Origin of the sequence: Streptomyces kronopolitis (genome assembly GCF_014646275.1) — a bacterium.
GTDB lineage: Bacteria > Actinomycetota > Actinomycetes > Streptomycetales > Streptomycetaceae > Streptomyces > Streptomyces kronopolitis.
On record NZ_BMND01000008.1, the window covers coordinates 79,249 to 92,213 of the forward strand.

Annotated in this window: 12 protein-coding genes; 9 read left to right on the plus strand and 3 right to left on the minus strand. The window is 71.5% G+C overall.

Annotated features, from left to right (window positions below; genetic code table 11):
- The first annotated feature begins 306 nt into the window (after positions 1 to 306).
- The 7 genes from ccrA to pssA all read left to right on the plus strand — a co-directional run bounded on the left by ccrA (position 307) and on the right by pssA (position 8,066).
- Entirely contained in the window at positions 307 to 1,644 is a 1,338-nt protein-coding gene (gene ccrA / locus IEY78_RS12060) for a crotonyl-CoA carboxylase/reductase (RefSeq protein ID WP_189097657.1), read from the plus strand.
- A gap of 41 nt (positions 1,645 to 1,685) precedes the next feature.
- Positions 1,686 to 3,698: an ethylmalonyl-CoA mutase gene (locus IEY78_RS12065; RefSeq protein ID WP_189097658.1), complete on the plus strand. Its 2,013-nt coding sequence runs from the start codon at positions 1,686 to 1,688 to the stop codon at positions 3,696 to 3,698.
- A complete protein-coding gene (locus IEY78_RS12070; RefSeq protein WP_189097659.1) occupies positions 3,695 to 4,666 on the plus strand; it encodes an HpcH/HpaI aldolase/citrate lyase family protein in 972 nt (323 codons plus the stop codon). Before IEY78_RS12065 ends, IEY78_RS12070 begins: the two co-directional genes overlap by 4 nt.
- 5 nt (positions 4,667 to 4,671) lie before the next feature.
- Complete coding sequence (locus IEY78_RS12075) at positions 4,672 to 5,196, plus strand: MaoC family dehydratase (protein ID WP_189097660.1); 525 nt, start codon at positions 4,672 to 4,674, stop codon at positions 5,194 to 5,196.
- 2 nt (positions 5,197 to 5,198) lie between these two features.
- Positions 5,199 to 6,404: an acyl-CoA dehydrogenase family protein gene (locus IEY78_RS12080; protein ID WP_189097661.1), complete on the plus strand. Its 1,206-nt coding sequence runs from the start codon at positions 5,199 to 5,201 to the stop codon at positions 6,402 to 6,404.
- Positions 6,405 to 6,574: 170 nt separating this feature from the next.
- Complete coding sequence (locus tag IEY78_RS12085) at positions 6,575 to 7,222, plus strand: phosphatidylserine decarboxylase (protein ID WP_189097662.1); 648 nt, start codon at positions 6,575 to 6,577, stop codon at positions 7,220 to 7,222.
- The gene (gene pssA / locus IEY78_RS12090; RefSeq protein ID WP_189097663.1) at positions 7,209 to 8,066 is read left to right on the plus strand and encodes a CDP-diacylglycerol--serine O-phosphatidyltransferase; all 858 of its coding nucleotides are present in this window, start codon (positions 7,209 to 7,211) and stop codon (positions 8,064 to 8,066) included. Before IEY78_RS12085 ends, pssA begins: the two co-directional genes overlap by 14 nt.
- Positions 8,067 to 8,174: 108 nt before the next feature.
- Here the strand turns inward: pssA and IEY78_RS12095 are convergent, their stop codons facing one another.
- Complete coding sequence (locus IEY78_RS12095; RefSeq protein ID WP_189097779.1) at positions 8,175 to 9,299, minus strand: glycerate kinase; 1,125 nt, start codon at positions 9,297 to 9,299, stop codon at positions 8,175 to 8,177.
- Positions 9,300 to 9,482: 183 nt separating this feature from the next.
- On the opposite strand from IEY78_RS12095, the gene IEY78_RS12100 reads away from it, so the two are divergent.
- The gene (locus IEY78_RS12100; RefSeq protein WP_189097664.1) at positions 9,483 to 9,995 is read left to right on the plus strand and encodes an NUDIX domain-containing protein; all 513 of its coding nucleotides are present in this window, start codon (positions 9,483 to 9,485) and stop codon (positions 9,993 to 9,995) included.
- 37 nt (positions 9,996 to 10,032) lie between these two features.
- Complete coding sequence (locus tag IEY78_RS12105; protein ID WP_189097665.1) at positions 10,033 to 10,845, plus strand: nucleotidyltransferase domain-containing protein; 813 nt, start codon at positions 10,033 to 10,035, stop codon at positions 10,843 to 10,845.
- 7 nt (positions 10,846 to 10,852) lie between these two features.
- Here the strand turns inward: IEY78_RS12105 and IEY78_RS12110 are convergent, their stop codons facing one another.
- Positions 10,853 to 11,398: a methylated-DNA--[protein]-cysteine S-methyltransferase gene (locus tag IEY78_RS12110; protein WP_189097666.1), complete on the minus strand. Its 546-nt coding sequence runs from the start codon at positions 11,396 to 11,398 to the stop codon at positions 10,853 to 10,855.
- 55 nt (positions 11,399 to 11,453) lie between these two features.
- Positions 11,454 to 12,926: a DNA-3-methyladenine glycosylase 2 gene (locus tag IEY78_RS12115; protein ID WP_189097667.1), complete on the minus strand. Its 1,473-nt coding sequence runs from the start codon at positions 12,924 to 12,926 to the stop codon at positions 11,454 to 11,456.
- Positions 12,927 to 12,965: the final 39 nt, after the last annotated feature.

The window sequence follows — 12,965 nt, forward strand, 5'->3', positions numbered from 1 at the left end:
CGGCCGGCGTGCAGCGAACCCACGCACGCCGGCTGTCCCACCAGCCCCATGCGGCTGCCCGCCCGGACGCCTGCGTCACAGGCACCCCCAGCACCGCTGGGAACCGCGCTCACCACAGCGCAGCCAGGCATCGCGCCCGACGGCTCTGCGACCTCAGCAGAGACGGCGGAAGCGGCGCCGACCCGGCCGAACCGACGGCACCACCTCCGCATCACCCCGACGTTCCCCCCAAACCGTTCCCTCAACGGTTCCCCAGGCTCTCCACCCCGGTGTGAGCAGGGGAGGCCCAACCGCCGGAGGCACCCCGTGAACGAAATCCTGGACGCAATCCTCGCGCCTGACACCACCAGCGCCGACTTCGCCGCGTTGAAGATCCCCGAGTCCTACCGCGCGGTGACCGTGCACAAGGACGAGGCCGAGATGTTCGCCGGTCTGAGCACCAAGGAGAAGGACCCGCGCAAGTCGCTGCACGTCGAGGACGTGGCGGCGCCCGAACTGGGCCCCGGTGAGGCGCTGGTGGCCGTGATGGCCTCCTCCGTCAACTACAACTCCGTGTGGACCTCGATCTTCGAGCCCGTGTCGACGTTCGGGTTCCTGGAGCGCTACGGCAGGCTCTCCCCGCTCACCAAGCGGCACGACCTGCCGTACCACGTCATCGGCTCGGACCTGGCCGGTGTGGTCCTGCGCACCGGGCCCGGCGTCAACGCCTGGGGCCCCGGTGACGAGGTCGTCGCACACTGCCTGTCCGTGGAGCTGGAGTCCTCCGACGGCCACAACGACACGATGCTCGACCCCGAGCAGCGCATCTGGGGCTTCGAGACCAACTTCGGCGGCCTGGCGGAGATCGCGCTGGTCAAGTCCAACCAGCTGATGCCCAAGCCCAAGCACCTGAGCTGGGAGGAGGCGGCGGCGCCCGGTCTGGTCAACTCGACCGCCTACCGCCAGCTCGTCTCGCAGAACGGCGCCGGCATGAAGCAGGGCGACAACGTCCTGATCTGGGGCGCCAGCGGCGGTCTGGGCAGCTATGCCACCCAGTTCGCGCTGGCCGGCGGCGCCAACCCGATCTGCGTGGTCTCCAGCGACAAGAAGGCCGAGATCTGCCGCGCCATGGGCGCCGAGGCGATCATCGACCGCAACGCCGAGGACTACCGGTTCTGGAAGGACGAGCACGACCAGGACCCCAAGGAGTGGAAGCGCTTCGGCAAGCGCATCCGCGAGCTGACCGGCGGCGAGGACGTGGACATCGTCTTCGAGCACCCCGGCCGCGAGACCTTCGGCGCCTCGGTCTACGTGACACGCAAGGGCGGCACCATCGTCACCTGCGCCTCGACCTCCGGCTACAACCACCAGTACGACAACCGCTACCTGTGGATGTCGCTGAAGCGGATCGTCGGCTCGCACTTCGCCAACTACCGCGAGGCGTGGGAGGCCAACCGCCTGATCGCCAAGGGCAAGATCCACCCGACCCTGTCGAAGACGTACACCCTCGAAGAGACCAGCCAGGCGGCGTACGACGTGCACCGCAACCTCCACCAGGGCAAGGTCGGCGTGCTGGCGCTGGCCCCCGAGGAGGGCATGGGCGTGCGGGACGAGGAAATGCGCGCCAAGCACCTCGACGCCATCAACCGGTTCCGGAACATCTGAGAGCGCTCGGACCACCGGAACCACGAGGATACGGGCCTGATATGACTGAGCGTCAGAAGGATCGTCCGTGGCTGATGCGGACCTACGCCGGCCACTCCACCGCCGAGGCGTCCAACGAGCTGTACCGGCGCAACCTGGCCAAGGGCCAGACCGGCCTGTCGGTCGCGTTCGACCTCCCGACGCAGACCGGATACGACCCCGACCACATCCTCGCCCGCGGCGAGGTCGGCCGGGTCGGGGTCCCGGTGTCCCACCTCGGTGACATGCGCCGACTGTTCCAGGACATACCCCTGGACCAGATGAACACCTCGATGACCATCAACGCGACGGCCATGTGGCTGCTGGCGCTGTACGAAGTGGTCGCCGAGGAGCAGGGCGCCGACATCGCCAAGCTGTCGGGGACGACGCAGAACGACATCGTCAAGGAGTACCTCTCGCGCGGGACGCACGTCTTCCCGCCGGGGCCCTCCCTGCGGCTGACCACCGACATGATCACGTACACGGTGGCGCACATCCCCAAGTGGAACCCGATCAACATCTGCAGCTACCACCTGCAGGAAGCGGGCGCCACGCCGGTGCAGGAGATCGCCTACGCGATGTCCACCGCCATCGCGGTGCTGGACGCGGTGCGCGACTCCGGGCAGGTGCCGCCGGAGCGGTTCGGCGATGTCGTGGCCCGTATCTCGTTCTTCGTGAACGCCGGTGTCCGGTTCATCGAGGAGATGTGCAAGATGCGCGCCTTCGGCCGCATCTGGGACAAGATCACCCGTGAGCGCTACGGCATCGAGAACGACAAGCAGCGCCGGTTCCGCTACGGCGTCCAGGTCAACTCGCTGGGCCTGACCGAGGCGCAGCCGGAGAACAACGTCCAGCGGATCGTGCTGGAGATGCTGGCCGTCACGCTCTCCAAGGACGCCCGCGCCCGGGCCGTCCAGCTCCCGGCCTGGAACGAGGCGCTGGGGCTGCCGCGGCCCTGGGACCAGCAGTGGTCGCTGCGCATCCAGCAGGTCCTCGCGCACGAGAGCGATCTGCTGGAGTACGAGGACATCTTCGCCGGCTCGCACGTCATCGAGGCCAAGGTGGACGCCCTGGTCACCGACTGCCTCGCGGAGATCGAGCGGATCCAGGAGATGGGCGGCGCGATGGCCGCCGTGGAGTCCGGCTACCTCAAGTCGCAGCTGGTCTCCGCGCACGCCGAGCGCCGGGCCCGGATCGAGGCCGGCGACGAGAAGATCGTCGGCGTCAACTGCTACGAGGGCACCGAGCCCAACCCGCTCACCGCCGATCTCGACACGGCCATCATGACCGTCGACCCGGCCAACGAGGCGCGGGTCGTCCAGGCCCTGCACGACTGGCGGGACAACCGCGACGAGGGGCGCGCCCAGGAGTCGCTGTCGGTCCTGAAGAAGACCGCGGCCGGGGACGGCAACCTCTTCGCGGCCACCGTGGAGTGCGCCCGCGCCGGGGTGACGACCGGCGAGTGGGCCTGGGCCCTGCGGGACGTCTTCGGCGAGTTCCGGGCCCCCACGGGCGTCTCCAGCGCCCCGCTGGCGGTCGCCGCCGAGGAGGGCAGCCCGCTCGCCGAGGTCCGCGAGAAGGTCGCCAGGACCGCCGCCGAACTCGGCAGCGGAAAGCTGCGGCTGCTGGTCGGCAAGCCCGGCCTGGACGGGCACAGCAACGGCGCCGAGCAGATAGCGGTACGGGCCAGGGACGCCGGCTTCGAGGTCATCTACCAGGGCATCCGGCTCACCCCGGAGCAGATCGTCTCGGCCGCGGTCGCCGAGGACGTGCACTGCGTCGGCCTGTCGATCCTGTCCGGCTCGCACGCCGAGCTGGTGCCGGACGTACTGGACCGGCTGCGCCGCACCGGTGTCGACGACATGCCGGTCATCGTCGGCGGCATCATTCCCTCCGCCGACGCGGCCGCGCTGCGGGAGGCCGGAGTGGCGGCGGTCTTCACCCCCAAGGACTTCGGTATTACGGAGATCATCGGCCGTATTGTCGACGAGATCCGGAAAGCGAACCGGCTCGACCCACTGGAGGTCCCCGCATGACCCAGGCGAACCGCCCGCCCGGCGGCCGGCCGCGCCGCTCCTGCCTCGCGGTCCCCGGCAGCAACCCGCGCTTCCTGGAGAAGGCCCAGGGGCTCCCGGCCGACCAGGTCTTCCTCGACCTGGAGGACGCCTGCGCGCCGCTGGCCAAGGAGGGCGCCCGGCACCACATCGTCGAGGCGCTGAACGAGGGCGACTGGACCGGCAAGACACGGGTCGTACGGGTCAACGACTGGACCACCCACTGGACCTACCGGGACGTCATCACGGTCGTCGAGGGCGCGGGCCAGAACCTCGACTGCATCATGCTGCCGAAGGTCCAGGACGCCCAGCAGATCGTGGCGCTGGACCTGCTGCTGACGCAGATCGAGAAGACCATGGGCTTCGAGGTCGGCCGGATCGGCATCGAGGCCCAGATCGAGAACGCCAAGGGCCTGGTGAACGTCGACGCCATCGCCGGCGCCTCGCCCCGGCTGGAGACCATCATCTTCGGCCCGGCCGACTTCATGGCGTCCATCAACATGAAGTCGCTGGTGGTCGGCGAGCAGCCGCCCGGCTATGGGGCGGACGCCTATCACTACATTCTGATGCGCATTCTGATGGCGGCTCGCACCTACGATCTCCAGGCGATCGACGGTCCGTACCTTCAGATCAAGAATGTTGACGGCTATCGCGAGGTCGCCGGCCGGGCCGCCGCCCTCGGGTTCGACGGCAAGTGGGTGCTGCACCCCGGTCAGGTCGAGGCCGCCAACGAGGTGTTCTCCCCGTCGCAGGAGGACTACGACCACGCCGAGCTGATCCTGGACGCCTACGAGTGGCACACCTCGGAAGCGGGCGGAGCCAAGGGCTCCGCGATGCTCGGTGACGAGATGATCGACGAGGCGAGCCGGAAGATGGCGCTGGTCGTCGCCGGCAAGGGCCGGGCCGCCGGCATGATCCGCACGTCCAAGTTCGAGGCCCCGGAGGAATAAGCACCATGCAGTTCGGCCGTACCTATGAAGAGTTCACCGTCGGCGATGTGTACAAGCACTGGCCCGGAAAAACCGTCACCGAATACGACGACCACCTCTTCTGCCTGCTCACCATGAATCACCACCCGCTGCACATGGACAGCAACTACGCGGAGCGGACCACCGACTTCGGCAAGAACGTCGTCGTCGGCAATTACATCTACTCCCTGCTGCTGGGCATGTCGGTGCCCGATGTCTCCGGAAAGGCCATCGCCAACCTGGAGATCGAGTCGCTGAAGCACGTGGCACCCACCTTCCACGGCGACACGCTCTACGGCGAGACGACGGTGCTCGACAAGACCCCGTCGAAGTCGAAGTCCGACCGCGGCATCGTGCACGTCGAGACCAAGGGCTACAAGCAGGACGGCACCCTGGTCTGCGTCTTCCGGCGCAAGGTCATGGTCCCCACGGCGACCTACATCGAGGAGCGCGGCGGCGAGCAGCCCGGCCGCCCGGAGCTGCAGGCCCCGACGGCCAAGAAGGAGAAGTAGCCATGACCCGTCTCGCGCAGACCGAGGGCCTGACCGACATCCAGCGGGAAATCCTCTCCACCGTCCGCGACTTCGTGGACAAGGAGATCATTCCGGTCGCCACGGAGCTGGAGCACCGCGACGAATACCCGACGAAGATCGTCGAGGGCCTGAAGGAACTCGGCGTGTTCGGCCTGATGATTCCCGAGGAGTACGGCGGGCTGGGTGAGTCCCTGCTCAGCTACGCGCTGACCGTCGAGGAGATCGCCCGCGGCTGGATGAGCGTCTCGGGCATCATCAACACGCACTTCATCGTGGCGTACATGCTCAAGCAGCACGGCACGCAGGAGCAGAAGGACTACTTCCTGCCGAAGATGGCGGCCGGTGAGATCCGGGGCGCCTTCTCGATGTCGGAGCCGGCGCTGGGGTCCGACGTTTCGGCCATTTCCTCCAAGGGCGTGCGCGAGGGCGACGAGTACGTCCTCAACGGCCAGAAGATGTGGCTCACCAACGGTGGCACCTCGACGCTGGTCGCGGTGCTGTGCCGGACGGACGAGGGCCATCCGGAGGGCACCGCCCCGCACAAGTCGATGACGACCTTCCTCGTGGAGAAGGAGGCCGGCTTCGGCGAGGTGCGGCCGGGCCTGACCATCCCGGGCAAGATCGACAAGATGGGCTACAAGGGCGTCGACACCACCGAGCTGATCATGGACGGGCTGCGGATCCCGGCCGATCGGGTGCTCGGCGGCGAGACCGGACGTGGCTTCTATCACATGATGGACGGCGTCGAGGTCGGCCGGGTCAATGTGGCCGCGCGCGGATGCGGCGTCGCCCAGCGCGCGTTCGAACTGGGTGTCTCCTACGCCCAGCAGCGACACACCTTCGGCAAGCCGATCGCCCAGCACCAGGCCATTCAGTTCAAACTGGCGGAAATGGCAACAAAGGTCGAAGCGGCCCATGCAATGATGGTGAATGCCGCTCGCAAAAAGGACTCGGGGCAGCGAAACGACCTCGAGGCGGGCATGGCGAAGTACCTGGCCTCCGAGTACTGCAAGGAGGTGGTGGAAGACGCGTTCCGTATCCACGGCGGTTACGGCTTCTCGAAGGAGTACGAGATCGAGCGCCTCTACCGCGAGGCCCCGATGCTCCTGATCGGTGAAGGTACCGCCGAGATCCAGAAAATGATCATTGGCCGACGGCTACTCGAGGAGTACCGGATCCAGGGGTGAACGTCCCGTTTGGCGTGCTTTCGCCTAGACGAAGATCACACCCCGTCATCGTTCTTCGGCCACGGATTGGCTCTGGCTCTTGGCCAGTTGCCGCTCGTAACCGATAGCATCCCCGGAAAGCCGCCGTCCCCCGTATCCCTACGCGGCATCCTCCGCTACGAAGGTCATCCATGCCCCACAGCCAATCCTCTGCACCACGCGGTCGCGTCCGCCTCGCGCGCGGAGCGTCGCCGTGGCTCCTGCCGACCGTTGCCACGGCAGCGGTCAGCCTCGCCCGGTCCCGCCGGTCGGGTCGCTGGGCCGCTGTTGCCGTGCCCACCACCGCACTGGCGGCGGGCATGCTGTGGTTCTTCCGCGACCCCGAGCGGGAGATCGCTCAGGGACGTGTCATCTCCCCGGCCGACGGCGTGGTGCAGAGCATCATGCCGTGGAAGGACGGGCGCACCCGTGTCGCGATCTTCATGAGCCCGCTGAACGTCCACGTCAACCGCGCGCCGCTGGCCGGCACGGTGACGTCCGTGGAGCACATCCCCGGCGGGTTCGTCCCGGCGTTCAACAAGGAGAGCGAGAACAACGAGCGGGTCGTCTGGCACTTCGACACCGAGCTCGGCGACATCGAGATGGTGCAGATCGCCGGCGCGGTGGCCCGCCGCATCGTGCCCTACGTGCCCGAGGGCACCAAGGTCGAGCAGGGTGAGCGGATCGGCCTGATCCGCTTCGGCTCGCGTGTCGACGTCTACCTCCCGGAAGGCGTCGAGGCCGCGGTCGAGGTCGGCCAGGCCACCACCGCGGGGGTGACTCGCCTTGACCGTGATTGATCCCGAGACTCAGGCGGGCTGGGCGCCCGAGACGGACGAGACCGACGACATGCCGCTGTCCACGCGGCTGTCGATAGCGGACACCCTCACCCTCGGCAACGCCATCTGCGGCTTCATGGCCGTGTACTTCACCACCACCGGCGTCCTCATCCCGCATCTGACGGGCACCGAGGACGGCGGGATGGCCCGGCACAGCGCGGCGATGGCCGTGATCCTGATGCTGTTCGCCTCGGTCTTCGACCTCTTCGACGGGCTGGTGGCGCGCAAGCTGCGGGCCTCGGCGATGGGGGCCGAGCTCGACAACCTCTCCGACCTGATCAGCTTCGGGCTGGCACCCGCGTACTTCGTCGTGACCTGGGGCATGGTCGCCCAGGACGCGCACCAGCGGGTGTCGGTGGTGGCCGCGGTGGTGGTGCTGCTGGCGGTGGTGCTCCGGCTCGCGCGGTTCTCCTGCGTGACGCTGCGGGACGGCATCTTCCAGGGCATGCCGAGTCCGTTCGGCGCCCTGACCGTCGTCGCCATCGTGCTGCTGGAGCTGCCGTTCGTGCCGACGCTGCTGGCGATCATCGGGGTGGCCTGGCTGATGGTGAGCCGGGTCGAGTACCCCAAGCCGCAGGGCCGGCTCGCGGTGGCGATGCTCAGCTGGATCGTGCTCAGCATGGGCATGCTCGCGGCCTGGGCGCTGGACGCCCCCGGCGGCCAGCTGCTGCTGCAGACCGGCTGCGCCCTCCAGGTGGTCATGGGCGCGATGATCCCGCTGTTCGCGACGGCCCGGCGGGTGAACACCTTCCGCGACAACCGCCGCGAGTCGCGCGCGGAGTCCCGCGCCGCACAGCTCCCGTAACGGAGCACCGCACGACACACACCGCACGACACACGGAGCCCCGGGCGAAGGATTCGCCCGGGGCTCCGTCGTGTGCGGCGGCCCGCTCGGCGTGTGCCGGCGGCCGTCTCAGGCCAGGAGGTCGCGTGCCAGGCGCTCGGCCGACCGCTCCAGCAGCGGCCCCGCCTCGGCCATGCAGCGGGCCGGATCGGGCTCCAGGTCCGTCAGCGCGTAGGCCCGCCGGATGCCGGCCGCTTGCAGGGCCTCGGGCGGCAGCCGGAGCCGGCCGCAGACCGCGGCCACGTCCACACCCGCCGCACGGGCCGCCGCGGCGACCCCGGCCGGCGCCTTGCCGTGCAGCGTCTGGGCGTCGAGCGAGCCCTCGCCCGTGATCACGAAGTCGGCTCCGGCCAGCGCCGGGGCGAAGCCCAGGACGTCGAGCATCACCTCGATGCCCGGCCGGAACTCGGCGTCCAGACCGACCAGCGCGCCGTAGCCGAGCCCGCCCGCGGCGCCCGCGCCCGGTGCCCGGGCCGCGTCCGCGGCGCGCGGGCCGACCGCCCGGGCCAGCACCTCCGCATAGTGCGCCAGCGCGGCGTCCAGGGTGGCGACGTCCGCCTCGCTCGCCCCCTTCTGCGGGCCGTAGACCGCCGGGGCGCCCTTCGGGCCGGTGAGCGGGTTGTCGACGTCGCTCGCCAGGACGATGCGGGTGGCGGCCAGCCGGGGATCCAAACCGGACAGATCGGCGGTGGCCAGCTCGCGCAGCGGGCCGCCGCCGGGGGCGACCGGCTCGCCGTCCGCGTCCAGGAGGCGGGCGCCCAGCGCCGTGAGCATGCCCGCGCCGCCATCGGTCGTGGCGCTGCCGCCGACGCCGAAGACGAGCGTGGTCGCGCCCGCGTCGAGCGCCGCGCGCAGCAGCTCGCCGGTGCCGTACGTGCTCGCCGTCAGGGGCGCGAAGACGCCGTCGGGGAGGTGCTGGAGCCCGGAGGCCTCGGCCATCTCCACCACGGCCGTGCCGTCGGCGTGCAGCGCGAAGGTGGCCGCCACCGTGCCGCCGGTCGGGCCGGTGACCCGGGCCTCGCGCCGGATAAAACCGGCCGCGAGGGCGGCCGCCACCGTGCCGTCGCCGCCGTCCGCGACCGGGACGGCGACCACGTCCAGACCGGGGATCACGCGCCGGAGACCGGCCGTGACGTGCGCGGCGACCTCGACGGCCGTGAGCGAGCCCTTGAATTTGTCCGCGGCGATCAGCACCCGTGCCGATCCTGTCCTTGCTGCGTCCGCCACCGTGGTTCCCCTTGCTTTCGAGCTGGCAGTCGCGCCGCTGCGACCCTATCCGCCGGGCCGCCCGGCGAACAGGGCACGCCGGTCGCGGTGGCGCACGAGCGCCCGGCCCGCGGTCGCCGGGGAGTGCCGCTCAGGCCGTAGGCTCACGCCGTGACGACCATGGACTACGCCTCCTACATCGCCGGCCTGCCCCGTGTCCTCGCGGGCGCGGGCGTCATCTTCCGCGACGCGGAGGGCCGCCTCCTGCTGGTGGAGCCCAACTACCGCGACACCTGGCTGCTGCCGGGCGGCACCGTCGAGTCGGACCGGGGCGAGTCGCCCCGCCAGGCCGCCCGCCGCGAGACCGCCGAGGAGATCGGGCTGGACGTCGTGCCGGGCGCGCTGCTCGCCGTCGACTGGGTGCGCGGCACGGGCCGGCCGCCGCTGGTGTCGTACCTCTACGACGGCGGGGTGCTGGACTCCGACCGGCTCGCGGCGATCCGGCTGCAGCAGGAGGAGCTGCTGTCCTGGCGCCTGGTGCACTGGGACGAGGCCCAGACACTGGTGAGCCGGGAGCTGGCGCTGCGCATCGGCGCCGCCCTGAAGGCGCTGGCGGACGGCCGCGGCCCGGCGGAACTGGAGGACGGGGTGCCGCCGGCGCCGGCCGGCCGACCCGTGAAATGAGGTGAGGACGGGCCCGTGGCGCCCGTACCGTGCCGCCATGGAAGAGATCGCCGCCAGACTGGCGCGGGTGCCGGGGGTCGTCGGGGTGATGCTCGGGGGAAGCCGGGCCCGCGGGACCCACCGGGCGGACTCCGACTGGGATCTGGGGGTCTACTACCGCGGCGCGCCGGACCTGTCCGCGCTGGCGGCGCTGGCCGCGGAGCTGACCGGCGGCCCCGTCGAGATCCATCCGCCCGGTGCCTGGGGCGCGTGGGTTAACGGCGGGGCCTGGCTGGTGCTGCCGGACGGCAGCCACGTCGACTGGATCCTGCGGGACACCGACCGGGTGTGGCGGGTGTGGGAGGAGTGCCGCGCGGGCCGCTTCGAGATCGGCGTCCAGGCCGGTCATCCGCTCGGCTTCTGGTCCCCCGCATATCCGGGCGAGGCCGCGCTGGGCAGGGTGCTCGCCGACACCGGCGGGGAACTGGCCCGGCTGCGGCGGGAGACCCGGCGGTACCCGGACGCCCTGCGCACGGCGCTGACCGGCGCCGCCGTCTGGGACGCCGGATTCTCCGCGGCGATGGCGGCCAAGTCGTATCCGGCCCGGGACGTGCTGCATGCCGCGCTGTGCCTCTCCCGGGCCGTCGGCTGCCTCGTCCAGGCCCTGCACGCCCATCACGGCGTCTGGTGCCTCAACGAGAAGGGCGCCCTCGCGGCGGCCGCGGCGCTGCCGGGGACGCCGCCCGGCTTCGGCCCCCGCGCCGCCGGGCTGCTGGCCCGGCTCGGCGGAACGGAGGACGAGTTGGCGCACTCCCTGCGGGAGGCGGAGCGGCTGGTGGCCGAGGTGCGGGAGGTGGTGGGGCTCCCCTGAGTCCCCGTCAGCCGCAGGCCTCCGCCGGGAACAGGGCCTGGTCCGTCCGCTCGAAGGCGAGCAGGCGGCGCTTGCGGTCCAGGCCGCCGCCGTAGCCGGTGAGGCTGCCGTCGGCGCCGACGACGCGATGGCAGGGGACGATGATGCCGACCGGGTTGCGCCCGTTGGCCAGGCCGACCGCGCGGGCGGCGGTGGGGATGCCGAGCGCCTCGGCGAGCTGCCCGTACGAGCGGGTCTCGCCGTACGGGATGGCGCACAGCGCCGCCCAGACGCGGCGCTGGAAGGGGGTGCCGCGCAGCGCGAGCGGCAGGTCGAAGGTGGTCAACTCGCCGCGGAAATAGGCCCGTAGCTGGGTGAGGGCCGCGGCGAACGGCGGTGCGCCCGGGTCCGCCGGGGCGCCGAAGGTCTCCTGGGGCGGGCGGTGGCGCTGGTCGGTCATGTAGAGGCCGGTGAGGGCGGTCCCGGCGGCGACCAGGGTCAGCGGGCCCACCGGGGTGTCGTCCAGGACGGAGTGGGTGACGGGGGTGCCGGGGTCGGCGGGGTGCACGGTCATGGCGGGGACTCGGTTCGTCGGGAGCGGTGGCTTCAGTGCGCCGGGGGCGGTGGACTCAGTCCGCCGGGAGGCGGTTGATGGGGTGGTCGTCGGTCGCCCAGAGGTACTGGACGGCATAGGCGCGCCAGGGGCGCCAGCGCGCGGCGTGCCGGACCAGGGCCGCGGGGGTGGCCGGCAGGCCGAGGCCGGCGGCGGCGCGGCGCAGTCCGAGGTCGGTGGGGGTGAAGGCGTCGGGGTCGCCGAGCGCCCGCATGGCGATGCATTCGACGGTCCAGGGGCCGATGCCCGGGAGCGCCGCGAGCCGTGCGCGGGCCTCCTCGCGGTCGCTGCCGACGCCCAGTTGCAGGGTGCCGGCGCCGAGGGCGGCGACGAGGCCGGTGAGGGTGGCCCGGCGGGTGCGGGGCATGGCCAGGGTCTCCGGGTCCAGTGCGGCGAGCCGGTCGGGCGAGGGGAAGAGGTGGCCGAGGCCGCCGGCCGGGTCGTCGACGCGCTCGCCGTGCGCCCGGACCATCCGCCCGGCGTGGGTGCGGGCCGCCGCGGTGGAGACCTGCTGGCCCAGGACGGCGCGGAGGGCGAACTCGTCGGCGTCGACGGTGCGCGGGACCCGGCGGCCGGGCGCCTTGTCGACGAGCGGAGCCAGTCGCGGGTCCTCGTGCAGCAGCGCGTCGACGGCCTCGGGGTCCGCGTCGAGGTCGAGCATCCGGCGGCAGCGGGCGATGGCGCCGGCCAGGTCCCGCAGGTCGGTGAGGGAGAGGCGGCAGTCGATGTGGTCGGGGCGGGGTGCGAGGGCCACGATGCCGTGTCCGTAGGGCAGGCGCAGGGTGCGGCGGTAGGCGCCGTCGCGCCACTCCTCGACGCCGGGGACAGCGGTGGCCGCGAGGTGCCCGAAGAGGTTGTCGGGGTTGAGCGGCTGCCGGAAGGGCAGCCGCAGCGCCAGGGTGCCGGGCGCCGCCGTGCGGGGGCCGGGCCGGGCGCGCTGCCGCAGCTCGCTCGGGGACAGCGCGAAGACCTCGCGCACGGTCTCGTTGAAGGTGCGGATGCTGGCGAATCCGGCGGCGAAGGCGACCTCGGCCATCGGCAGCGCGGTGGTCTCCACCAGCAGCCGGGCGGTCTGCGCGCGCTGGGCGCGGGCCAGCGCCAGCGGTCCGGCGCCCAGCTCGGCGAGCAGCTGGCGCTCGATCTGCCGGGTGCTGTAGCCGAGCCGGGCGGCGAGGCCGGGGACGCCCTCACGGTCCACGATGCCGTCGGCGATCAGCCGCATGGCGCGGGCGACCAGGTCGGCCCGCTCGTCCCACTGCGGGGACCCCGGGCTGGCATCCGGCCGGCACCGCTTGCAGGCCCGGAATCCGGCCTGTTGGGCGGCGGCCGCGCTGGGGTAGAAGCGCATGTTCTCCGGCTTGGGCGGCACCACCGGACAGCTGGGGCGGCAGTAGATGCGGGTGGTGAGCACCGCCGTGTAGAACCACCCGTCGAAGCGGGCGTCCTTGGACTGCACGGCGCGCACGCAGCGCTCGGTGTCGGTGTGCATGCCTCAAGGATTCCGCAGGCGGCGCCCTTCGGCTGGCGA